General features: G+C 66.8%; 17 protein-coding genes. 9 read left to right on the top strand and 8 right to left on the bottom strand.

Annotation, left to right across the window (positions count from 1 at the left end; genetic code table 11):
* Positions 1-31 precede the first annotated feature (31 nt).
* On the top strand, positions 32-2449 hold the full coding sequence (locus JOE57_RS02810) for an ATP-dependent DNA ligase (protein WP_204916292.1): 2418 nt from the start codon (positions 32-34) through the stop codon (positions 2447-2449).
* Positions 2450-2453: 4 nt separating this feature from the next.
* On the opposite strand, the gene JOE57_RS02805 is transcribed toward JOE57_RS02810, so the two are convergent.
* Positions 2454-3290, bottom strand: coding sequence for a sigma-70 family RNA polymerase sigma factor (locus JOE57_RS02805; RefSeq protein WP_239579116.1), 837 nt, complete (start codon positions 3288-3290; stop codon positions 2454-2456).
* Positions 3291-3485: 195 nt separating this feature from the next.
* Between JOE57_RS02805 and JOE57_RS02800 the strand changes: the two genes are divergently transcribed.
* Positions 3486-5000: an ATP-binding protein gene (locus tag JOE57_RS02800; RefSeq protein WP_204916290.1), complete on the top strand. Its 1515-nt coding sequence runs from the start codon at positions 3486-3488 to the stop codon at positions 4998-5000.
* A gap of 74 nt (positions 5001-5074) precedes the next feature.
* Here the strand turns inward: JOE57_RS02800 and JOE57_RS02795 are convergent, their stop codons facing one another.
* From JOE57_RS02795 to JOE57_RS02785, 3 genes are all read right to left on the bottom strand, one after another.
* A complete protein-coding gene (locus JOE57_RS02795; protein ID WP_239578821.1) occupies positions 5075-5272 on the bottom strand; it encodes a CsbD family protein in 198 nt (65 codons plus the stop codon).
* Between the two features lie 91 nt (positions 5273-5363).
* Positions 5364-5633: a GlsB/YeaQ/YmgE family stress response membrane protein gene (locus tag JOE57_RS02790; RefSeq protein ID WP_204920176.1), complete on the bottom strand. Its 270-nt coding sequence runs from the start codon at positions 5631-5633 to the stop codon at positions 5364-5366.
* 41 nt (positions 5634-5674) lie between these two features.
* Positions 5675-6091 carry a ChaB family protein gene (locus JOE57_RS02785; protein ID WP_204916289.1) on the bottom strand — a complete coding sequence of 139 codons (417 nt, stop codon included), beginning with the start codon at positions 6089-6091 and terminating at the stop codon, positions 5675-5677.
* A gap of 123 nt (positions 6092-6214) precedes the next feature.
* Between JOE57_RS02785 and JOE57_RS02780 the strand changes: the two genes are divergently transcribed.
* From JOE57_RS02780 to JOE57_RS02770, 3 genes are all read left to right on the top strand, one after another.
* A complete protein-coding gene (locus JOE57_RS02780) occupies positions 6215-6772 on the top strand; it encodes a hemerythrin domain-containing protein (RefSeq protein ID WP_204916288.1) in 558 nt (185 codons plus the stop codon).
* A gap of 200 nt (positions 6773-6972) precedes the next feature.
* Positions 6973-7122, top strand: a complete 150-nt coding sequence (locus tag JOE57_RS02775) for a hypothetical protein (protein ID WP_204916287.1) — start codon at positions 6973-6975, stop codon at positions 7120-7122.
* Positions 7119-8297 carry a Gfo/Idh/MocA family protein gene (locus JOE57_RS02770; RefSeq protein ID WP_204916286.1) on the top strand — a complete coding sequence of 393 codons (1179 nt, stop codon included), beginning with the start codon at positions 7119-7121 and terminating at the stop codon, positions 8295-8297. Before JOE57_RS02775 ends, JOE57_RS02770 begins: the two co-directional genes overlap by 4 nt.
* Before the next feature lie 1012 nt (positions 8298-9309).
* On the opposite strand, the gene JOE57_RS02765 is transcribed toward JOE57_RS02770, so the two are convergent.
* Positions 9310-13044, bottom strand: coding sequence for an ABC transporter ATP-binding protein (locus JOE57_RS02765; RefSeq protein ID WP_204916285.1), 3735 nt, complete (start codon positions 13042-13044; stop codon positions 9310-9312).
* A 498-nt stretch (positions 13045-13542) separates the two neighbouring features.
* Here JOE57_RS02765 and JOE57_RS02760 point away from each other — a divergent pair, with 498 nt between their 5' ends.
* Complete coding sequence (locus JOE57_RS02760; protein WP_204916284.1) at positions 13543-14547, top strand: NAD-dependent epimerase/dehydratase family protein; 1005 nt, start codon at positions 13543-13545, stop codon at positions 14545-14547.
* Between the two features lie 278 nt (positions 14548-14825).
* Entirely contained in the window at positions 14826-15923 is a 1098-nt protein-coding gene (locus JOE57_RS02755) for an enolase C-terminal domain-like protein (protein WP_204916283.1), read from the top strand.
* On the opposite strand, the gene JOE57_RS02750 is transcribed toward JOE57_RS02755, so the two are convergent.
* From JOE57_RS02750 to JOE57_RS02740, 3 genes are all read right to left on the bottom strand, one after another.
* Entirely contained in the window at positions 15913-16905 is a 993-nt protein-coding gene (locus JOE57_RS02750; protein WP_204916282.1) for a Gfo/Idh/MocA family protein, read from the bottom strand. The genes JOE57_RS02755 and JOE57_RS02750 overlap by 11 nt on opposite strands.
* Before the next feature lie 62 nt (positions 16906-16967).
* On the bottom strand, positions 16968-19208 hold the full coding sequence (locus tag JOE57_RS02745; RefSeq protein ID WP_204916281.1) for a toll/interleukin-1 receptor domain-containing protein: 2241 nt from the start codon (positions 19206-19208) through the stop codon (positions 16968-16970).
* A gap of 75 nt (positions 19209-19283) precedes the next feature.
* On the bottom strand, positions 19284-20012 hold the full coding sequence (locus JOE57_RS02740) for an aminoglycoside 6-adenylyltransferase (RefSeq protein ID WP_204916280.1): 729 nt from the start codon (positions 20010-20012) through the stop codon (positions 19284-19286).
* A 53-nt stretch (positions 20013-20065) separates the two neighbouring features.
* On the opposite strand from JOE57_RS02740, the gene JOE57_RS02735 reads away from it, so the two are divergent.
* A complete protein-coding gene (locus JOE57_RS02735; protein WP_204916279.1) occupies positions 20066-21331 on the top strand; it encodes an enolase C-terminal domain-like protein in 1266 nt (421 codons plus the stop codon).
* A 117-nt stretch (positions 21332-21448) separates the two neighbouring features.
* Positions 21449-23176: a hypothetical protein gene (locus tag JOE57_RS02730; RefSeq protein ID WP_204916278.1), complete on the top strand. Its 1728-nt coding sequence runs from the start codon at positions 21449-21451 to the stop codon at positions 23174-23176.
* The last annotated feature ends 82 nt before the right edge of the window (positions 23177-23258 follow it).

Below are 23258 nucleotides of genomic sequence, written 5' to 3'. Positions count from 1 at the left end.
GACCCAGACGACGATGCAGGATGATGGAGACATGGCGAGGCCAGCAGAGACCCAGTCGGTGAGCATCGGAGGTCGTCGTCTCAAGATCAGCAACCTCGACAAGGTGCTCTATCCGGCGACCGGCACGACGAAGGCCGAGGTGATCTCCTACTACGTGGAGATCGCTCCGGCAATGCTCAAGTACACCCAGGGCCGACTCGCCACCCGCAAGCGATGGCCGAACGGCGTCGGTACAGAAGACCATCCGGGGCAGGTCTTCTTCCAGAAAGATCTTGGTGCCGGTGTCCCGGACTGGGTTCCGCGTCAAGCAGTGCAGCACAGCGACCGGGAGGTGGTCTATCCGCTGGTGGCCGACGTAGCCACGCTGACCTGGTTCGCGCAGCTGGCAGCGTTGGAGATTCATGTCCCGCAGTGGCGGATGGGCGCCGACGGAGAGCCGCAGGCGCCCGACCGACTCGTTCTTGATCTTGACCCCGGCGAGGGGGTGGGGCTGAGCCTGTGTGTACAGGTGGCGCAGTTGGCGCGCGAGCTGCTCCGCGGCATGGGTCTCGAGCCCTTTCCGGTCACCAGCGGGAGCAAGGGTCTGCATCTCTACGCGGCCCTCGACGGTCACCGGGGCGCAACGGAGGCGGCTGCGGTGGCACGCGAAATCGCCCGGGCTCTCGAAGCCGACCACCCGGACCTGGTGGTGAGTGACATGAAGAAGACGCTGCGGGCGGGCAAGGTCCTGGTGGACTGGAGCCAGAACAACGGCGCCAAGACGACGATCGCGCCCTACTCGCTGCGCGGCACCGAACGCCCCAGAGTGGCCGCACCTCGGAGCTGGGAGGAGTTGTCCGCACCGGAGTTCGGCCAGCTGGAGCTGTCGGAGGTGCTGGAACGCTATCGGAGCCGAGGGGACCTGCTGGCCGGGCTGGCCCCGTCGGAGGACGAACACGAGGGCCGGCCAGAAGCGGACCGGCTGTCCGCCTACCGCAGCAAACGCGACGCAGCCAAGACGCCGGAGCCGGTGCCCCATCATCACCAGACCTCGGAGCATGGTGAGCTCTTCGTCATCCAGGAGCATCACGCCCGCCGGCTGCACTGGGACCTGCGTCTCGAGCGCAACGGAGTCCTGGCCAGCTGGGCCCTTCCGAAAGGGGTGCCGACCGACTCGGCGCAGAACCACCTGGCCGTCCAGACCGAGGATCATCCCCTCGAGTACGCAACCTTCCAGGGGGTCATCCCGCGAGGTGAGTACGGCGCAGGGGAGATGAGCATCTGGGACGCCGGCAGGTACGACCTGCACAAGTGGCGGGAAGGGCGCGAGGTCATCGTCACCTTGCACGGCAGGGACGGCGGCGGCCTCGGAGGTCCGACCAAGGTGGCCTTGATCCACACCGGCGGCGGCAGCCGGCCGGAGAACCACTGGTTGATCCATCTCATGCAGGAAGATCAAGAACCGGCCCCGGTGCCGACGCAACCGAGTCGGCGGAGCACGACCGAGATCGACTATGCGCCGATGCTCGCCACCCTGGGGTCGGTCGACGACATCAGGGAAGCGGACGCCTGGGCGTATGAGATGAAGTGGGACGGTATCCGGGTGCTCTGCCGCATTGACGGGAGCAACGTCACCCTGCAGAGCAGGAACGGACATGATGTCACCCCCAGTTACCCGGAGTTGGTGCCCTCTCTCGCCGAGCTGCCCGTGGACCGGGCCGTCCTGGACGGCGAGATCGTCGCGTTGGACGCCCAGGGCCGGCCGGACTTCGGCAGGCTGCAGCGCCGGATGAACGTCTCCAAGCCGACGGAGGTCGAACAGGGCCGAAGATCAACGCCGGTCCACCTGATGATCTTCGACATCCTTGAGCTCAATGGGCAGACGTTGCTGTCCATGCCGTATGAGCAGCGCCGGTCATTGCTGGCCGAGGTCGTGCCAGCCGCGGGCAGGGCACGCATCCAGGCGCCACCGGCCTTCGACGGTGATCTCGAGGCCGCCATGGCGACCAGCAAGACGCTCGGTCTCGAAGGTGTGGTGGCGAAGCGGCGCGGATCGCGTTATCTGCCCGGACGTCGAGCGGACAGCTGGGTCAAGATCAAACACCATCGCGCTCAGGAGGTGGTGGTTGGCGGTTGGCGAGAGGGACAGGGACGACGTGGGGGAGGAGTCGGATCGCTGCTGCTGGGCATCTTCGACGCTGGCGCGCTGAAGTACGTTGGCGGGGTGGGCACGGGCTTCAGTGCCGACGAACTGGCCGAGATCGGCAAGCGGCTTCGTCCGCTGGAGCGCAAGACCACGCCGTTCACCGACATCCCGGCAGCAGAGTCCAGGCAGGCCCACTGGGTGACGCCCAAACTGGTGGCCGAGGTTGAGTTCTCCGAGTGGACCTCCGCCGGGCGTCTGCGACACCCGTCCTGGCGGGGCTGGCGCCCGGACAAGGAGGCGGCGGACGTCCACCGAGAGGAGTGACGGCTCAGGCCGCGACGTGCCGGTCGGCGGCGACGGGTCGCACAGTGCGCTCCGTCTCCTCGGCAGCGCTACGCAGGGCAGCCAGAATCCGTTTCAGTGACCGTGAGATCTGCATCTGGCTGACGCCGAACTCCTTGGCGATCTCCGCCTGGGTGCGCTCTTCGAAGAAGCGGAGATAGAGCAACCTCTGGTCGGACTCCGACAACTGCTGGCAGGCGGGTTCGAGGCAGGCTAGTCGCTCGACGAGCTCGAAGCCCGGGTCCGCATCTCCCAGCACGCCGGCGAGGCCGGCTTCCGCGTCACCATACGGCGCCTCCAGCGAAGCCGCATGGAAGCATCCATGCGCTCCCTGCGCTTCGACCACGTTGGTGTGGTCCACGCCGAGATAGTCAGCAAGATCATCATTGCTGGGCGTGGCCTGCTGCTGCTGGGTCAGGGTGGACCAGGCCTCGTTGATCTCGGCCTGCAGGTCCTGAATCCGCCTCGGTGGCCGAACCATCCAACCATGATCACGGAAGTGCCGTTTCAGCGAGCCCAGAATCGTCGGCGTGGCGAACGCCAGGAAGTCGCCGCGCTCCGGGTCGTAGCGTCCGACAGCCTCCACCAGAGCGAGCTTGGCGACCTGTGCCAGGTCGGCGATGTCCTGCCCGCGGTGCTGGTACCGGTGGGCCAACGAATCGGCGACGTCGAGATGGAGAAGTACCACCTGCTCGTGGAGCGCCTGTCGTTCGGCCTCGTCAGCCTCGAGGGCTGCGGCGAAAAGTTGATTGGTGCGTTCGCGGCGACTGGCCGCGTCATCGTGATGAGTTCGTGCGCTGTGGTTCTTTGCCATCATGGTCATGGTGGACAAGCCGCAGCCTCCTTCAATCAGCGAAGCTACGTGGCTACTTCTCAACCACGACCTCCAGACAACCACGATCGTCCTTGATTGGCAAGACCCCTGCCCCCGATGTGGTTGGGCCGCACCCAATGGGGTAAAGAAGAAGATCAGAAGCGCGATCCGAGCAGAACTGATCAACTCCGGTGAGGTTTCTCGATGACCAGCAACCATGCGCCCAGCCCTGCTGGCACGGGGACATCGGGCGACGCGGCAGCACAGCTGCGATTGGAGCTGCTGCAGACGACGTTGCCTGTCGTGCCTGGGCTGGACGTCGCGGTCAGCTGCAGGCCCGCCACCGAGAGCGCGGCGGCAGGTGACGCGTGGTATGACGCCGCAGTGTTCCCCGACGGTCGGGTGGCCATGGTGGTTGGCGCTGTTGCGGGTGCCGGCTTCAGGACAGTCGCCGCCATGGGTCAGCTCAGAGCGGTGGCCATGGAGCGCCTGCTGTTCCATGGCGATCCGAGGTTGGCAGCCAAGGCACTCGACGAGTATGGACGCAGGGCACCTGCGGCCTTCGGGGCATCGGCCTGTCTGGCTATCGTGGATCTGGAGAAGCAGGTCGTCAACTACAGCACCTGCGGGCACCCGGCGCCGTTGATCATCTCTGAGTCAGACCCCGCTGGTCAGGCATTGCCGGCCACCGGCGGCGGTCCATTGGGCACCGGGGTGCTTCCTGAGCTGGGGACCGCTGCCCTGTCCACCGACGAGGTGCTGCTGCTGTTCAGTAACGGGGTGCTCGGCGCACCGGTCGGTGCGAAGAGCCGGCACGCCACGTGGGTGGAGACGGCCGTACGCACGATGTCCGAGGTTGCTGGCGAGGGCCGTTTGCACTCCGTGGCTCAGCGACTGTGCCACCGACTGCTGGAGCGGCTGACTCTGACGGACGGCGATGGAGCCGTGCTGCTCGCCGCCCAGCCCCGTCACCCGATCCAGCCACTGGAGCTGACTCTGGCTGCGCGGCGAGACCTTCTCGGCGGAGTGCGGGACGCAGTGCAACGATGGGCCAGGTCTCTCCATCTGGGCGTACGGGACGAGTACGCCATCGAGTGCGCGGTGGGGGAGGCCGCAGCCAATGTTGTTGATCACGCCTACTCCTCGGAGGTCGGAATGGTCAGTATCCGCGCCGATCTGGACCGTTGCGGCTCGGTGCACCTCAGCGTCACCGATGAAGGCTCCTGGGTGGCTCCCGGTTCGCTCAGCGACAGTCGCGGGGTCGGCCTCGCGCTCATCCAGGACGTGACCGACAAGCTGGCGATCAAGCATCACGACAAGGGAACAACCGTTCTGATGAGTAGGCGGTTGGGTCGCGACTCAGATGTCGTCACTGGTCCGGTCGGCATCTGTGGCGCTGGTGGCCGGACTCGTGCGGGTGAGTTCAGCTTCAGGTTCAGCGAGAATCCGCCCACCGTCGCACTCAGTGGGCGCATCGACAACGACTGTGACACAGAGCTCGAGGCTGCACTGCAGCGCTATTCCACTGCGGGGCTGCAGTCGATCACCGTGGATCTGTCCGAGGTCACCCAGCTGGTCGCTACTGCGGTCAGCGTGCTGCACCGGTTCGCTCAGCGCAGCCCCAGGTCCACTTTCGTCGTCCGTAGGGGTCGGCCGGCTGCGGAGATCCTGGTCCCCTCGGGACTGCCACGGCTGGAGATCATCGACGGTCGTGCCTGATCAGGGAGTTGTCCGCCCACACAACAAGGCGGCCCGCACGTTCTCGTGCGGACCGCCTCGTGTTGTGCACTCACCTACCGGGTGATGTCATCCCGGATGTCGTCGGCGGCGTCCTTGACGTCGCCCTTCACCTGGTCGGCCTTACCGCTCACCTGGTCGGCCTGACCGCGGGCCTGAAGATCCTCGTTGTCGGTGGCGTCACCGACACCTTCCTTGACCTTGCCGCCCATCTCCTCGGCCTTTCCTTTGGCCTTGTCCATCGCTCCACTCATGTCAAACCTTCCTTCTTGTCTGGGGCAGGTGTCGCCCGTCTACATTTATCGAGCCGACCCGGCTTGGGCCGACCGCTGCCTGAGGGGTCGCTCACGCGGTGGTGGTGCTGCGCCTCCGGATGAGGCCCCACACCACAAGCACGATGAGGCTGCCGATCAGTGCCAGCACCCAGGTGCGCAAGGACCAGAAGTCCGCCAGGCCGCCACCGAAGATGGCTGATCCGATCAGGCCTCCGACGATCGCGCCGACAACTCCCAGGATGAGCGTGGCCAACCAGCCACCGCCTTGGCGACCTGGCAGAACCGCCTTCGCGATTGCGCCCGCAACGAGTCCGACAATGATAAATCCTAGTATTCCCATGATCATCGAGTACCCCGAAAGGGTCAAGCCCAACCACAGCGTCAGCGCGACCGGGCAGACTCGCGGTTGTTGGCTCGCTGCAGCGCGGCAACGAGCTCGTCCTTGGTCATGGTGGAACGGCCCGGAATGCCGAGACGCTTGGCCAGCTGGTACAGGTGCGCCTTGGACGCGTTGGCGTCCACTCCGCCGGCCGTTGGCCGCGACGTGTTCTTGCCGCCTTCGGCCTGCCGGTCAGAGGGACCCTTGTGGTCCTTCGGCTCCCAGTGGTCGCCCACCTTCTCGTGGGTGTGCTTGAGCGCGCTGTACGCCACCTGGTGCGCCCGCTGCTCGTCGCCGTACTCGTCAGCCGCCGAATCGTGCGCTTTGGCGAAGGTGCGTTGCGCTTTGTCGTCCGACTTCTGCAGGGTGCTGGGCAGCTCGGAGTTCCTGGCTTTGCCGGTTTTGGTTGTCTTGGGCACGATGACCTCCCTCGGCTCAGTGGCTTTCTGTGCTGGGTATACCCGTTTCCTTGTTCTCCACGTTACCCGGACCGACATCGGGGTAAACGATATGAACAGCGCATCGGTGAAGCGGGGAGTCACATGAGCAAGTCGTCCAAGGACCTCATCAGCCTTCTGGCCCACGATCATCGTGTCGTGGAGGAGCTCTTCCAGCAGATCATCGCCGCCAAGCATCCCGAGGAACGTCGCGATCTCGCGCAGCAGGTCATCGTCGAGCTCGTCCGGCACGTGGCGACCGAGGAGCATCACCTCTATCCTGCGGTCCGGCTGATGGTGCCGGACGGTGATCAGATGGTGGACCGCGAGCTCAACGACCACGCACGCGTCGAGGCGCTGTTGCGGGAGCTGGAGGGACTCGACGTCAGCGAGGTCGACTTCATCGGCGTGCTGGTCGAGTTGCGTGAGGAAGTTCTCGCCCATGTCCGTGAAGAGGAGGGTGAGCTTTTCCCCAGTCTGCGGGCCCACACCGGGCGGGACACGTTGCAGCAACTGGGGCGGGAGGTTCGGCGAGCCAGGAAGGCGGCTCGCGCCACCGGCTCAGTCCTCGGCCGGGGGCCCCGCCCGTCTGACGATGACCTGGCCCCCGGGTCCGGCCTGGTGGACCGGGTCCGCTACCAGCTCGAGCCGAGGTCAGCCTGAATGTCCTATTCCGGCCAAGACCGGAATAGGACACGGTTGTGAGCGAGTTCGAGCTCCAGACTCGCGTAGTCTTATCCACGGAGCGTCCATGGCAACCCCCGAGGCCATGGACGCTCCCTCATGTCCGGCGCCGCCATCCGAGTGCCCCGAAGAGTACGCTCGATGACACAGAACCATCGCGGCTCTGTTGAGGGAGCGAAATGACCGACAAGTCCCCGCGGCACTCCATGTCGAAGAAGTCCAGCAAGACGATCAAGCAGAAGCGCGCCGACAAGAAGCACAAGGCTGACCCGCAGCCCGGCAGCTTCGTCGAGAAGAGCTCTCAGGTCAAGCGGGTCCGCGGTTCGTGAGTTCGCCCGTCCCTAGTGGTCGACGTCGGCTCGGTGTCGCCGTCGTCGGCTTCGGCTGGATGGGAGAGGCTCATACCCGTGCCTATGCCCGGGTCCTGCACCACTATCCCGGGCTGGTGGTGTCACCGCAGCTCGTGGTGGTCGCCGACGAGGTGCCCGGCAGGGCGGCCGAGGCTGCCGGTCGGTACGGGTTTGAGGTGGCGACGACGGACTGGCGGGAGGCCATCACCCGTGCGGACGTGGCTGCCGTCAGCGTCACGGCACCGAACTTTCTGCATCGGCAGATCGGTGAGGCCGTGGCCCAGGCTGGCAGGCACCTGTGGATCGAGAAGCCGGTCGGACTCCACCTGGCCGACGCGCAGGCGGTCGAGGCGGCTCTGCGACGACAGCGTCTGCACAGTGCGGTGGGGTTCAACTATCGGCACGCCCCAGCCGTCCAGGCGGCCCGTGAGCTCATCGCGGACGGCCGCCTCGGCAGCATCACCCATGCCAGCTTCCGGCTGCTGAGCGACTACGCGGCCCATCCTGACGGCGCGCTCACCTGGCGGTATGAGCTTGCTCGGGCGGGACGGGGGGTGCTCGCCGACCTGGCGTCGCACGGCGCGGACCTGGCCTGGCACCTGCTTGGCCCGATCACCGAGGTCGTTGCGGACACCGCCATCTTCCTGCCGAAACGGCAGCGACCCACCGGCGCAACCACCGGCCACGTCCGGGCGACGGGCGGGGAAACCGGGGCGGTGGAGAACGAGGACTATCTGGCGGGTCTGCTCCGGTTCGCCTCGGGTGCTCGGGCCAACATCGAGGTCAGCCGAGTAGCCGTAGGGGAGCAGAACACCTACGGCTTCTCCGTCCACGGCACCTCGGGCGCGGTCGCGTGGGACTTTCGCCGGCTCGGAGAACTGCTCGTCAGCACCGGCACCCGGTATCAGGACCAGTCCTTCGAGCGGGTGCTGGTCGGCCCCGGTCACGGCGACTACGCGGCCTTCCAACCGGGCAGCGGGATCGCGATGAGCTTCGACGACCTCAAGGTCATCGAAGCTGCCCAGTTTCTACGCTCGATCGCCGAGGATGAGGTGCATGGCCCCAGCATCGCTGATGCGGTGCGCGCCGCTGCTGTGGTCCAGGCGCTGGGCGAGTCCGCCGACTCGGGGCGCTGGGTGAAGATCGACACCTGAAGCAATCACCTATCCTGGGCTCGGCCGCTCAGAGGAATTCGCGTGGCAGCGGAGTGAGGTGTTGGCCGAGGCGGTACTCGCGAAGGAACATCGGGGCGTAGCGGATCCTGATCAGGCCTGGGCGCTCGGTGAACTGATTCGGTATCTTGAGCACCCCCGTTCCGGCGCCCTGGAGTTCGAAGACAAGGGCAGTGCATGGGTAGCAGTCCGCAATGCCGTGGCGGACGGGACATTACGACCGACTGATAAGGCGGCCACCGAGGTTGCAGGACGCTTCGATGCCCCCTTGCGATTCACCGCTCTGCAACTGGGGACACGGTTAGGTACTGAAGCCTTGGTGGTGTTTAGTCGGAAAGAACTGGCAGATCCTGCATGGAGGCTGCAGACCCACGTGGACAATATGGTCCAGCATGGTCGTCTCCAGGGCGCCATATGCATTCCCGACACGGCAGGGCCATTGGCTGTGGTGGTGGACCTTAGAGCTAAGCAGATCACGTGCAGCGTGAACATCGAGACTCCTCGCGACGGGCGGGCCGCGACCAAGGTGAAATGGTTGACGCGCCAACTCAAAGAAGGCGTCCGATTTGCTGGGTCGGGTTCGGGAAGACCCAGATCTTCTGATCCTCGATCCCATGAAGACGATCCGGTCTTTCGCTGTCGCGAGCAACCATCCGATGGGCCTCAAAGGTGGCCGCGGTCAGGGATCATTCATCGACAGCTTCCTCGCCTCGGTGGACTCTTTCTCTTCGGACATTCTGCAGAGTCTGAAGGCTTGGTCAGCGAAACCTCCCCGCATGCGGGAGCAAACGGACTCGGCCGATCTGGCCAAAGATCAGGGGTCCACGAGACTCAGACGCATGTGAAATCGACTGCTAGGCACGAGAACGACGGGGAGAGAGAGCCTCAGCCCCTGATGCGGCAGTTCAGACGTTGACCGAGTGAGCTCCGATTGGCTGCCTGTGCAGGTTATTTGGCTTGCCACACCTGCACAGACCGCCAAACGCCCCAAGGCTCAGTGCGCAGCAGCGTACTGAGCCTCGGTCTCGCGGATGTAGCTGCCGGACTCATGATCACCGACGATCTTGCCGTCGGCTACCACCAGCACCCGCTGTACCCAGTGCAGCGACTGTGGCCGGTGGGTGACCACCAGCGTCGTCCGACCCTGCGAGGCGACTCGCATGGCTCGGTTCACCTTGCGCTCGCTGGCCAGATCAAGGTTCGAGGTCGCCTCGTCCAAGATCAGGATCGCCGGGTCGACGATCAGGGCGCGGGCCAGACAAAGCAGCTGGCGCTGACCGGCCGAGAGCGACCTGCCCCGCTCGGTGATCCGTTGGTGGTAGCCGTTCGGCAGCCTCGAGATGAACTCGTGCGCGCCCACGGCACGGGCGGCGGCTTCGATCTCGGCGTCGCTCGCGTCCGGGCGGGCGTAGGCGATGTTCTCCCGCACCGTGCGCGAGAACAGGAACGGCTCCTGCGGCACGTAGCCGAGCTGACGTCGATAGGCGGTCAGGTCGAGACGCTCGAGTGGGTGGTCGTCGACCATGATGCTGCCGCTGGTCGGGTCGTAGAACCGCGACACCATCTTGACCGTGGTCGACTTGCCCGCCCCGGTCCGTCCGACGAAGGCCACCCGCTCGCCGGCCGGAATGTGCAGATCCACCTCCTTCAGGGCGTCCACAGTGGTCTCTGCGTAACGCAGCCGAACCTTCTCCAGCTTGATGTCACCCGAGATCTCGCCCGGGTCGATCGGGTCGGGGATCACCGGCGTCGAGGTCGGCAGAGCCAACAGCTCGCGGATCCGCACGAGGCCGGCACGAGCCCGCTGGTAGACGTCGAAGACCGACGCCATCTGCTGGACCGGGGCGAACACCTGGGCCAGGTAGAGCAGGAAGGCCAGCAGCGTGCCGAGGGCCAGGGTGCCCGCCGCGATCATGGCGGACCCGATGCCGAGGACGGCGACCATGGCGAACGTCGAGAGGAGCTCGATGATGCCGACATAGACAGCGGTGGCGAAGGCGCTCCGCCGGGACCAGTGCATGAACTCGTCCCCCAGCCGGGAGAAGGTGCTCAGGTTCCTGGTCTCGCGGAGGTAGGCGTGGGTGACCCGGATGCCGGCCAGTGACTCCTGCAAGTTGGAGTTCAGCATCGAGGTGCGCTCACGCGCCTCGTCGTATGCGACCGACGCCCGACGCCGGTACCACCAGGTGGCCAATGCGGCCGGTGGGATGACGCAGAGCACCACCAGCGCGAGCCGCGGATCGAGAGCGACAACGACGACGGACATGCCGCAGAAGGTCAGAATGGCCATCAGCAGGTTGATCAGGCCCACCTGCAGCAGCTGCGCGATGGCATCGATATCCGACGTCATCCGGGTCATGATCCGACCAGCCTGGGTTCGGTCGTAGAAATCGATGCCGAGCCGCTGCAGCTGTCCGTAGACGCGGGCCCGGAGAGCAGCCAGCAGCCGCTCGGTCGTGCGCTGGGTCCACAGCTGCGATCCGCGCTGGACGAAGAACAGGCCGAGCGCGAGCACACCGGCGACGGCACAGATGACGAGCAGGGCAGGCACGGACTTGCCGAGCATGCCGAGGTTGACACCTTCCCTGATCAACAGCGGGTTGATCAGCGCCAGTACAGCCTCCATCGCCACCAGCAGCAGGCCGGCCAACAGACCGTACCGGTACGGCTTGATGAAGCTGAGCAGGCGGAAGGCCTCGTTGCGCTTGCCCTCGGCCTTCAGATCCACGCCCGGGTCATCCTGAAAAGCAGGCAGAGCCGCGATCCGGGCCGCCACCTTGGGCGAGGTGGTCGACATCGACGGCAGATGCCCGGTGGCATCGGCCCGGGAGGCCCAGCTGGAGGCGGTCGCCTCGAACTCGCCCCGGCGCGCTGCGGGCAGCAGGGCGGCGGCGCCGTCGTCGATGGCGATCGCATCGCCGAACAGGGCACGGTAGAGCTCTGAACGGGCGTACAGCTCCTCATGGGTGCCGTGATCGACTACGCGGCCAGCGTCGACCAGCACCACCCGGTCGGCCATCCGAACGGTGGACTCGCGGTAGGCGACCATGATCGTCGTTCGGCTGTCCAGGAACGGGCCGAGGTTGGCATGGATCTCCTTCTCCACGCTGACGTCGACGGAGCTGGTGGCGTCGTCGAGCAGCAGGATGTCGGGGTTGACCAGGATGGCCCTGGCGAGCGCCACCCGCTGTCGCTGACCGCCGGACAGGGTCATGCCCTGCTCACCGACGACGGTGTCGTACCCGTCAGGGGTGGCCATGATGAACTCGTGCGCGAGAGCGGCTCGGGCCGCCTGCTCGATCTGTTCCTGGGTGGCGTCGGGCACGCCGTAGGAGATGTTGTTGGCGATCGTGTCGGAGAAGAGGAAGCTGTTCTCGAAGACCATGCCGACGCGTTGGCGGAGTCCGTCGAGCGACTGCTCGCGAACGTCGACCCCATCGACCAGCACCGAACCAGCCGTGACGTCGAAGAATCTCGGGACCATCTGCATGACGGTCGACTTCCCGCAGCCAGACGGCCCGACGAGCGCGACGGACTCTCCGGCAGCCACCTCGAGGGTGAAGCGGTCCAGGACCTGGTGTCCGTCACCGTCGGAGTAGAAGAACTCGACGCCACGGAACTCGATCCGGCCTGGCCCGGCGGGGGTGGTCGGAGACGGCGACTCGACCATGGTCGGTCGGAGGTCGAGGATCTCGCCGATCCGCTCGACGGCCGCCTGGCACTGGGGCATGTTGCTCAAGATCATCCCCGCTGAGCGCGCCTTGCCGGACAGTCCGGTCAGGTAACCGGAGAAGGCCATGAAGATGCCCACAGTGAGGTGGCCGTTGAGGACGAACAGCCCACCGAGAGCCAAGATGATCACCTGGCCGAGCTGCGGGCCTGCCATCAGGGAGGCGAAGAACGGTGCCCGCAAGCGGATGGCCCGGACTCGCGCCCTGAACATGTCGAGCACCGCGCGGTGCAGGCGCTCGGTCTCGGCGTCCTCCTGGCCGAAGGCCCGGACGACCCGCACCCCCATCACCGCTTCCTCGACCTCCGTGGTCATGTCCGCCTCGCGCTGTTGTGCGTCCCAGCCCGCGGCGTGCACGCGCTTGCGCATCCGGTGGGTGACGACGAAGACCGCGGCGATGATCACTACGACGATGACTGCCAGCAGCGGTGACAGGGTGGCCATCACCACCAAAGAGACGATGACGCCGACGATGGTGGAGGCGATCTCCGGCAGGAAGCCGACGAACATCTGCACCCAGCGCAGGTCCGAGCTGGCGCGGGACACCAGCTGACCGCTCTGCAGCTCCGAGTGTCCCGAGAAGTCGAGCTTCTGCAGGGTGTCGTAGATCCCGTTGCGCATGTCGTGCTGGATCCGCAGAGCGGCCTTGGCCGAGAGATAGCGCCAGACCGACGACAGCACCGAGATGGTGAGGCCCATCCCGGCGAGCAGCCCGAGCCACGGCAGCAACGGTGTCTGGTGGGTGATGATCGCCCGGTCGAGGATGATCTGCTGCACCAGGGGGATCAGCGAGACGATGCCCGAGTAGATGACGGCCAGCATGATCGCCACCAGCAGGACACGGCGGTGCCGCTTGACCAGCGGCCACAGCCTGGTGTGCCAGCCGCTCGGCTCGGCGGTCTCATCCGCGGGGACGTTACTGCTCTGGGGCGCGATGCGGGCGTGCAGGCGCTCGGCGACGCGTTGGGGAAGGGGCAGGGCGTGGGTGGACCCGTGCATGAGGAGAGTCTCCAAGACATGAGTTCGGCTGAACGGCCCGGCGCAGGGCGGGCCGAAGGGAAGCGAGCGGGTCAGCGAACGACGGTGTGGGCATGACCGTGAGGAAGAAAGGGGGAGAGTTGCCGCGGGAGATGTGGCCACAGCGGGCCACAGATCTTTAGGGCAGATACACCTGGAACACCGGCTTCGCGGATCGAGGGTGGTCTGGACGAACTCTTGCGAGTCTTCCATCGCATTGTGATTTGCGCTACCTGGAACTCTGCGTATTGCGAAACGCAATGGTAGTTATACAGCCGTGGGGGACCAGCGGGTGCATTAGCACAAGCGCTGTGCTGCCGAGCATCCGGTCGCAGCATATTTGTGTGACACAGATCACCATGACCTTCGAGGGTCGCCGGATGCGAGGCATGATCGGGATCAGGTATCTTTGCGACGCATTTGGTGGGTGTCTCGCGTCGGCTTCAGCCCGCGGCCCGCCTCAGATTCGGGGGGATCTCAATGCAGTTCTGGGTGTATGCCTTTGTCATTGTCGCGATCTGCTGCCTGGCGGCCGCAGTCCTGGTTCGGCCGTTGCGGCGGAAGCCAACTGCTGGAACGGTCCATGATGATCACGGGCAGGAGCAGTCCGAAAACGCAGCGGAGGCAGGTAACAGCGTCGTCGAGCAACGGCGCGTCCTGGTCACCGGCGTCGGTGGGCAGGTGGGTCGGGCGCTGGTCGATCAGCTGACGCAGCGCGGTGTGAAGGTGATCGGAGTCGACACCGAAACGGTGGGGATCGCGGGCGTCCAGACGTTCCGGGTGCCGTCGGCGACGGACCGGTCCCTGTTGGTGGAGCTCCGGCGTCTCATCGATGATCATCAGATCGACCTGGTGCTGCCCACGGTGGCGGCCGAGCTGCCGCTCCTCGCGTCAGGCAGGGGAGAGCTGGGCCACCGGGCGGACGTCATGATCAGTGATGTCACCAGTGTGCTGCTGGCCAACGACAGTCTGTGGGCTGCGGCCATGCTGGATGTGGCTGGTGTCGGCGTGCCCCGCTTCGGCGCGCCCAACGATTTCGAGGGCGTCGAAGATGCTCTGAGGAAACTGGGCACGCCGGTCGTGCTCAAGCCGCGGCTTCAACGCGGGCTGCGCGGTGTGGTGGTCGACGACCCGCAGCAGCAGGTGGACTGGGACAGCCTCGCCGCAACGCACATCCTGCAGGAGTTCGTGGAGGGCCGAAGCTACGCCGTACTGGTGTTCCGAGCCGCTGGCGCGGGCTCCCTGGTGAGCATCGACCAGGCGGGAGCAGGCGACCACTCCGACGTCACCGCGTTGGCGACAGCGGCGGTCGAGGCCTTGAGTCTGACCGGACCGGTCAGCCTTGAGATTCGCCGGCTGGCGGACGGTCGGCCGGTGGTCGTCGACGTACGGCCTGGATTCGTTGCCGACCATGAGGGGCTGCCCCAGGCGCTGAACCTGATGCTGGCGGCGGACACTCGGAGCCAATCCGTCGCTGCGGCCTGAGCTGGTCCGTGCACACCGCGAGACGACGGACACAGACTCCGGGCCACGGGCCCGGAGTCTCTGTCCGTTTTCGACTCAGGTCAGCTGGAGAATCACAATCACCAGGATGATGATGACCAGCACACCAATGATGGTGCCGATGATGCCTCTGTTCATGTTCAGCCCTTTCGCTCTGTCAGCCATCCGCTGACGGTGCCAGGTACCCCTCGGGGTGGGGACCCAAACAAGGGGAGCGTACCGATAGGGTCTCCGCAAATGAAGATCTCCAGGAGGCTGGTGTGACGTCCGACCAGATCGTCCACGCTCGTGCGTGGTTGTGTGACCTACCCGTGGAACGGCCAAGGACCGACGCGATCCAGGCTTTCCTGAAGCAGGAGACGCTCTTCGTCGAGCTCGAGACCGCATCCGGGCAGACCGGTCTGGGCTACAGCTACACCATCGGCACCGGCGGTGGTGCCGTGCTCGACCTGCTGCGCAGCACGTTGTTGGAGGCGGTGATCGGCCTGGACATCCACCGCTTCGAGGCGATCTGGTACGCCGCTTTCAACGCCTCCCGGGCGACAACGACCGGCGCGATCACCTCCCTTGCGTTGGCGGCCATCGACACAGCGGTCTGGGACGCCCGCGGAAAGATCCATGGCCTGCCGCTGTGGGTGCTGGCCGGCGGCGCTCGTCCCGAGGTCCCGCTGTACGACACCGAGGGCGGTTGGCTGCACCTGACCGAGGCGGAGCTGGTGGCCCAGGCGGAGGACTCCGCGGCGCGCGGCCTCCCCGGGGTCAAGATCAAGATCGGCAAGCCGCGTGGACGTGAGGACGCCAGCCGGCTGGCTGCCGTACGGACCGCGGTCGGGCCGGACATGGACATCATGGTGGATGCGAACCAGTCCTTGACCGCAGCCGAGGCGATCCGGCGAGCAGCGCTGTTCGCCGACCTGGACCTCGCCTGGTTCGAGGAGCCGTTGCCCGCAGACGACATTGCCGGTCACCGACGGCTGTCTGAGGCGTGCAGCATCCCCATCGCAGTGGGGGAGAGCATGTACTCGGTCGCGCAGTTCAAGGAGTACCTGCACCAGCAGGCGGCCGGCATCCTCCAGGTGGACGTGGCTCGGGTCGGTGGCATTACTCCGTGGCTCAAGGTGGCCCATCTGGCCGACGCCTACAACGTCAAGGTGGCACCGCACTTCCTGATGGAGCTGCACGTCTCGCTCGCCTGCGCCATCCCCAACTCGCTCTACGTCGAGCACATTCCCCAGCTCACCGCCGTCACCGGCGATCAGATGCAGGTGCGCGACGGTATGGCGGTCGCGCCAAGCTCACCCGGTCTCGGCGTCGATTGGGACCGGGCGGCCCTGGAGGCATACCAGGTCACAAGATGATCTTGTTGGCCTGACGGTACTCGGCCAGCAGCCGATCGATCACGCGCGCGGTGCGCAGTGCGCTGGCGCCGGTGCTCGGCGACTCTCCGCGGCCGGTGAGGGCGTCGACGACGGACTGGATCAGCGGCTGTTGCACATGGTCGGGATAGGGCGCCTCGATCTCGCGGTCGCCGGCTCTGCCGACGAGCCGTAACGGTTCCTGCCCGAAGCAGGAGAAGCGCAGGCTCCCGTCGGTGCCGATGATCTCCACCTCGTCCAGATGCTGCGCGGCGTCGTAGCACCAGATGCCGGCTGCTTCGACGCCGGAGGCAAAGCTGAACGAGGCGGTGACCAGGTCCTCGGCGGGGTAGCGTCCACCGACGTTGGTCGCCGAGCCGCTGACCCGGGTGATCGGACCGAACAGCCTGTCCAGCAGGTCAAGGGTGTGCGAGCCGAGATCGACGAAGTAGCCACCGCCGGAGATCTCGGGCCGGACCCGCCAGGGCAGGGGGCCTGCTGCTGGCTGGTCGGCGCCACGCTGGTTGCGGATGAGCACCGAACGCGGCGTGCCGATGTTTCCGGTCTCGAGGAGCTCCCGGACCGTGCGGAAGCGGGGCATGGCCCGTCGGTAGTAGGCCACGAACAGCGGGACGCCTGCGGCCTCGCAGGCGGTGATCATCTGCTCACACTCGGCAGCTGTGCGGGCCATCGGCTTCTCGACGTAGACGGGTTTGCCGGCCGCTGCGACGCGCAGTGCATAGTCCAGGTGGCTGTCGGGTGGCGTGGCGACATACACCGCATCCACCTCAGGGTCGTTGATCAGCTCATCTGCGTCGGCGTACCAGCGTGGGACGTCGTGCCGACGCGCATAGTCCTCGGCCTTCGCGGCGTCGCGTCGCATGACCGCAACCAGCGAGGAGTTCGCGGCGCGCTGGAAGCCTGGGCCGCTCTTTCGCTCGGTGACATTTCCGACGCCGATGATTCCCCAGCGCACGCTGTTCATGGGGCGCCCCGTATCCATGGGGTGGAGCATAGTTGCCCTTCGTGGTGGTTGGCCTCCCCGTGCTACGGGCCGAGTCTGAACGGTGCGGTCAGCGTCGGCCGCCCAGTCTGCTGGATGTCACCGGCGTCGGCGTAGAAGTAGCCGTCCGGCTCGGCCGTGCCCTGGGTGGAGACGCAGCCATCGGGCACCACGATCGCCTCGCTCCGCCAGGTGGTGACAGGCACCAGGCCGGGAGTGGCGCGCGTGTCGGGAGGGACCTCGACCTGGGTCGGCGGTCGCCGTACGACCAACGGCTCGCCGGCCGCATCGGCGCACCACAGTCCGACCGTCACCGGCAGGATCGCGGGGATGAGTTGCCTGTTGACGATGCTCACCTCGACTCTGACCTGCTGCCCTGGCCGGGCCAGGTAGAGGGTGGACGTTCCGGTGCCGGACAGCACCTCGGCATCCGGCACGGTGATCGAGCTCAACATGACAGCTGTTGTGGTGGCGGTGGCGGTGGCGGTGGCGGTGGTGGTGGGCTGCGAGGAGGGGACACCAGTCGAGGTGGTCGAGGTGGTCGAGTTGGCTGGGCCGGCGGCCGGGCGATCGCGTCCGAGCAGAGGCACACCGATAGCGACCGCCATTACCACCATCGCTGCCGGCAACAGCAGCGCCAACGGACGGAGCCCGCGGCGCGGGGCCGCTCCCGCCGTGGGTGCGGGTCGTTGAATCGAGGTCGCTGCCAGATTCTCTGGATGCTGCGCCGGAGGAGGGGTGCTGGCTGGCGCGGCGGCGGGAGTGGGCATGGCTGCCGGGGCAGGAGCAGTGCCGAGGCGGGTGAAGTGCAGCTGGCGCAGTGCGTCCGGCGGCAGCCGTGGCTGTTCGGACGACGGCAGCGGATCCTCCCAGAACGTGGGCCGGACAAAGTGCGGGCGGGACAGGCTGAGGGCGTGCTCCCACTCGCGTCGCACCTGCGGCGAACGCATCGAGTTGCGGGACCAGAACAGCTGGAAGACGTCGGCCTCGTCGATCAGCGTCAGCAGGCGCTCGTCCCACCGGTCGCCGGACCGCAACGACAGCTCGTCTCGGAGATAGGTGTCCCCGAACGCGCGGGCGGCCAGCTCACACTGCCGGACGATCTCGGTGTCCAGGTGCGAGTAGGACGCGAAGATCCTGCGGTAGGGCCGGCCCTGGTCCGTCTGGGTGGTTCCAGCGGCCGGACCTGCCGAGGCTGCGCTGCTGTCCACTCGGAAGGCCAGGTCCACCTCTGCGACGATCAGCGCCCCGCTGAGTACGGTCAGCCGTCCCCGCGCGGTCCGGCCGTCCAGCTCGGGACGCGCGCGGAGCCGGAACTCCTCGCGGTGCACGTCCTCCACCCAGCGGAAGATCCGTCGTTCCGGGTTGAAGTCGACGCCGGGAACGACCGGGACGAAAGAGATCTCCCCGTCGCGCGGAATGGCGAACCGGCTGTCCACCTGCGGCCGGGCGAAGTCACTCAGCTGGCCCGCCAGCAACCGCTCCGCCTCCTGCTCGACCTGCGCCAAAGGGTCGGGCTGGTCGGCCCGGGCGTCCGGTCGTCGCTCGGCCAGGTGGGCGAACGCCAGCAGCGGATACCACTGGAGGGGTCGCAGGACCCGTGGCCGGTAGACGGTGAACTGGACGTTCTCGTCCAGGACCGCCTGCTCCCTCCGCTGGCTCGATCGGGAAGGCTGGGTGGGCTGGTTCACTACGGTGGCCCACAGGGTGGTCAGCACCAGTTCGCCCAGGGCATCGAGCTCGTCCAGCCATCCGACTCGGTCGCTGCGGCGGTAGTCGAGGATCGTGGCGCCGGCATTCTGGAGAGCACGGGTCAGCGCCGCTATCCGGCGGACGCTCGGATCGGGTCCCGGGTCATCCGCTGTCGGCTCGGCGTCGGCTGGGAGGACGCGGATGAATCGAGCCGGTATGGCCGGCGCGGAGAAGACCGCCTGACGGCAGAGCAGCTCGAGCCGGGACCGACCTTCGAACGGCAGCAGCGAGGGGAACCGGTCGGCGAGGAGGTCAGGCAACCGGTCGACCGCGGGGCTGTCCTGGCGGCCCAGGACAGCGAGGAAGATCGTCGCCGGGTCCGCCAGCTGCTCGAGCTCTCGGACCAGGTGGGTCAGCTGGGGATCATCGACATCGTCGGTGGCCTCGACCACCGACAGCGTGACTCCTCGACGTTCGGCCATGCGCCGCAGCCGAGGGAAGACCACGGTGTGCAGATGCCGGCGGTCCTGCACCAGGTCGGGGGAGAGGCAGGCGACGAACAGCTGGATCGTGCGCTCCCCGTACGCCATCATCCGACCTCTCGTCTCTCCGGAGGGGCTCTCTCCACTGTAGCCGCGGCGGACGGGACAGGGACGGTCCGCCGGGATTCAGCGCAGTCCGAGCAGGGCGGACAGTCCGGACCAGTCGGGTCGATAGTGCGGCTCGAGTTCGCTGTGCAGCTGGTCGAAGACCTCCGTCGCATCAGAGACGAGGTGACGCCAATCGGTGTCGAGTGGTCGTCGGCAGAGTTTGACGACCCGCTCGGCAAGATCATCTCGGACGGTGCCGAACCGGTGCGCGGTGCGGTCCTCGTCGCGGTCCCGCAGCAGCATGGCCTGCACCAGGCAGAGCTGAAGCAGCTCCAGGCCGAGGTGGGTGCCGATCAGCCGATCGCCTCGACCAAGTTTGATCACCGACTGGGCCGCGACGAACCTTGCCTGGTTGACGTCCGCTGAAGCCGACGTCGAGGTCAGATGCACCTGTGCCATCACCGACGTTGATGACTGCACCGAGCTCACCAGCAGCCGACCGTCGCGTCCGGCGAGCTGGGCATGGTCGGCCACCACCAGGTCGAGCCTTCGGCCGTCGTCGAAGATCATCCGGAAGGTCGACTGGGTCGGGCTGCTGGACTGGTCAAGTGCCCAGAGTCGGCCGATCTGTGAGAGCAGCGGATCGAGGTCGAGCTCGCCGACGACGACCAATCCCAGGTCCAGGTCGCTCCACTGATCCAGCAGCTCGGGTTGTGCTGCGGAGCCCAACACCCACAGCTCGGCGACGGCAGACTCGTGCTCGGCATAGCTGCGGGCACGATCGAGCAGGTCGAGTTGCCATGACATGATCGAAGTATCCCGCAGGGTTCCTCGTCACGCTGCGCACCGAAGGGCCGCTCATGAAGATCCGAGACATGATCATCACCCCGATAGCCTTCTCCGACCCGCCCCTGCTCAACTCCTGGGGGGTACATGAGCCGCTCGCGCTGCGCTGTGTCGTTGAGATCGTCCTGCAGGACGGCACGGTCGGTTTGGGTGAGTGTCAAGGCGGGTCTCTGCGCACTGATCAACTTCGAGCGGTCCGCGAGGCGGTGATCGGTCAGGACGTGTTCGCGACCTCCGCCATCGAGGAGCGCATCCATGCCGTGCTGGGTGACCAGACGGTCGCCGGGGGCGGGGCCGTGGGGATGCCGAGGATGGCGGTGCGAGGGGTGTTCGCGCCGATCGAGGTGGCCTGTCTGGACGCGCAGGGGAAGCTGCTGGGGGTGCGGGTCTGCGACCTGCTCGGCGGCCCGGTCCGAGACGCGGTTCCCTACAGTGCCTACCTGTTCTACAAGTGGGCCGAACATCCGGCCCTGGACGGTCGGGAGCCGATTGGCGACACCTGGGGTGCCGCGCTCGATCCTGGCGGGCTGGTGGCCCAGACCCGGGCCCTGATCGACCGCTATGGCTTCACCTCGATCAAGCTGAAGGCGGGCGTCTTCCCACCGGAGCAGGAGATCGCGGCGATCAAGGCTCTGGCAGCCGCGTTCCCGGGGCTGCCGCTGAGGATCGACCCCAATGGCGGTTGGAGCGTACCGACCGCCATCCGCGTCGGCCGCGAGCTCGAGACGGAGTTGGAGTATCTCGAGGACCCGGTGCTCGGACGTGAGCAGATGGCGGCGGTGGCGCGCGAGGTATCAATGCCGCTGGCGACGAACATGTGTGTGGTCGCATTCGAGGACATTCCGGACGCCGTTGCGCGCGGATCGGTCGGGGTGGTGCTGTCCGACCACCACGTCTGGGGCGGTCTGCGGCACAGTCTGGAGCTGGCGGCGATCTGCCGGACCTTCGATCTCGGTGTGTCGATGCACTCCAACTCCCATCTGGGCATCTCACTTGCCGCGATGACGCATCTCGGTGCGGCTACCCCGAATCTCAGCTATGCCTGCGACACGCACTATCCGTGGAACCTCACCGAGGAGATCGTCCGGCCCGGCGCTCTGCGTTTCGTTGACGGCAGTGTGCCCGTGCCCGACGGCCCGGGCCTGGGTGTCGAGCTGGACCGCGATGCGCTGGCCCGTCAACATGAGGTGCTGCTCCGGTCGGGACGTACGGTCCGCGATGACACGAGCTATATGCGCAGGGTGGAGCCGGGGTACGACCCGACCCTGCCGAGGTTCTGAGCCTGGCGGTTCCAGCTCGGCCTGCGGTCACCGCGTCGCCGCCCACCTGACCCACTTGCAGGCATCACGCTCAGCAGGGCGTTAGAACTGTCAGTGGACGTGGGTATATTCGTACGTATGTTCGATGTGGAGCAAACGACCGGGATGCTGACAGGGATGGACGCCACCACGCTCCTGTCCGTCGTGGCCGAGGCCCACCGGGGGGTGGTCGAACGTGAGGCGCTGATCCTGCAGGCAGCCGCGCAATGGGCGGACCTGCACAGTGCCGAGGCGGCCGACGGACGGCATCAAAACAGGGACGACTCGGGGGAGGTCCTGCCGGGAACCGAACGGGCTCGGTTGTTCGGGGGCGATGGCACCCCCACGCTGTTGGAGTTCGCCGCGGCCGAGTTCGGGATCGTGCAGGAACTGAGTCCCTGGCAGGCTGCCCGGATGATTGCCGACGCACTCGACCTGCGTCATCGGCTGCGTCGGCTGTGGCTCCGCGTGTGCGCCGGCGAGGTGCCGGCCTGGAAGGCGTGCAAGGTGGCCCAGGCGACGCGCCATCTGAAGCTCGGCCCCGCCGACCAGGTGGACGAGTCGGTCTATGAAGTGATCACTCGGTTGACCTGGTCGCGCTTCCAGGATGTCCTGGTCGCCAAGATCATCGAGGCCGATCCGCACGAGGCGCAGGCACGCGCCGACCGGGCCGAGCGCGAGCGGTTCGTCCGCACCGGGCGAGCGAACGAGCACGGCCTGAAGAGTCTCTATGCGAAAGCGACCGTGGGCGACGTGCTGTGGCTGGACGCGATGATCGCACGGCTGGCGAAGATCCTGGCGGCCAAGGGCGACACTGACAGCGTCGACATTCGCCGGTCCAAGGCGCTCGGCCTGCTCGGCAACCCGGTCCGGTGTCTCGCGCTGCTGGCGGAGGCCGAAGGTCTCAGTCTCGACGATGACGACCGAGACGCGGAGGAGAGCGCGTTCGCCATGCCGAGGGACGGGCACTATGTGCCTCCCGGCCGGTGGGCACCCATGGGCAGCCAAGAGGACGAACTGGCCGATCTCGACCTGTTCGAGCCAGCCAATGTCGACCAGCCCGAGCCAGCCAATGTCGACCAGCCCGAGCCGCTCCTCTCGGCCGCCCTTGTCGACCCCGCACCGGACAGCTACGACGAGCCGGTGGAGGAGTGCACGGATGCGGGGCGTGCGCCGTCGGTGGCTGGCCCTCGGGTCGCGCAACGCGCCCTCGAATCCCTGCCCGCGGCAGGGATCGATCCTGACCGTCTCGGCCCTCGCCTGATCCTCTACGCGCATGTGGCCCTCGAGGGCCTGCAGACGGGCAAGGGGGTGGTCCGGGTGGAGGGGGTCGGCCCGGTGACGCTGGAGCAGTTGCGCAGACACCTGGGTCCGACCGCTCAGGTGATCCTGAAGCCTGTCATCGACCTGAGTGCGCCGCTGTCGCCGGTGGACGCCTACGAGCTTCCGGCGAAGTTGCGGGAGTCGCTCCGCCTTCGGTGTCCGGGAGATGTCTTCCCGTGGGCCAGCGGAACCGGGACCGGGCTGCAGATCGACCACACCCTTCCCTACCGATCACCCGACCGGGGCGGTCCGCCGGGCCAGACCCGCCTCGGCAACTGCGGCCCGCTCGGTGTGTTCTCGCACCGCCTCAAAACCCATGGTGGGATGGCGTTGCGGCAGCCGCGGCCGGGGACGTACGTCTGGCGATCGCGCCATGGCTTCATCTATCTGGTGGATCACACCGGGACCCACCATCTGGGCTGTGACGCGTTCGCTCGGGCGATCTGGCGTGCTGCTGTAGCGATGGGCGCTGAGTTGGGTGGCCGGCAGGGGCAGGCAGCCTGACGTGTCGTGTGCGACGGGCGATTGCGGGCGCGGACCAGACCTCACGCGCTCGCCTACACGACCGGACATGACGAAGCCCCGC

It is taken from the genome of Microlunatus panaciterrae (assembly GCF_016907535.1).
Classification (GTDB): Bacteria; Actinomycetota; Actinomycetes; order Propionibacteriales; family Propionibacteriaceae; genus Microlunatus; species Microlunatus panaciterrae.
Note: the sequence above shows the minus strand (reverse complement) of the source record. Positions and strands in the feature narration are given on the sequence as shown.